This window comes from Bradyrhizobium campsiandrae (assembly GCF_014529705.1).
GTDB lineage: Bacteria > Pseudomonadota > Alphaproteobacteria > Rhizobiales > Xanthobacteraceae > Bradyrhizobium > Bradyrhizobium campsiandrae.
The window spans coordinates 1-237 of the sequence record NZ_JAANIH010000452.1; the positions used below are offsets into that span (position 1 = coordinate 1).

The following is a 237-nucleotide window of genomic DNA, read 5'->3' on the forward strand; positions in this document are numbered from 1 at the left end:
ATGCAAACGCATCGCGCCGGGAGCCTCGAAGGATGAACGGCCGAGATGCAGCCGGGCCCGTCGTCCTTCGAGGCCTCCGCCCCGCGGCGCAATTGCGCCGCAAGGCTCCGGCACCTCAGGATGACGGATCACCTCACTCCGTCAACTCGTTCACCCGCTTCACCCAGCTGCGCACATCCGCGAGCACCTCGGGCAGCACCGCTCGCACCTCCAGCACGGTCATGCCGGGCCGGATGC

The 237-nt window shown here is 68.8% G+C and carries 1 pseudogene; it reads right to left on the reverse strand.

From position 1 onward, the window contains the following. Positions 1 to 133: 133 nt before the first annotated feature. Positions 134 to 237, reverse strand: a pseudogene (locus tag G8O24_RS46975) (DUF2927 domain-containing protein); the annotation flags it as partial.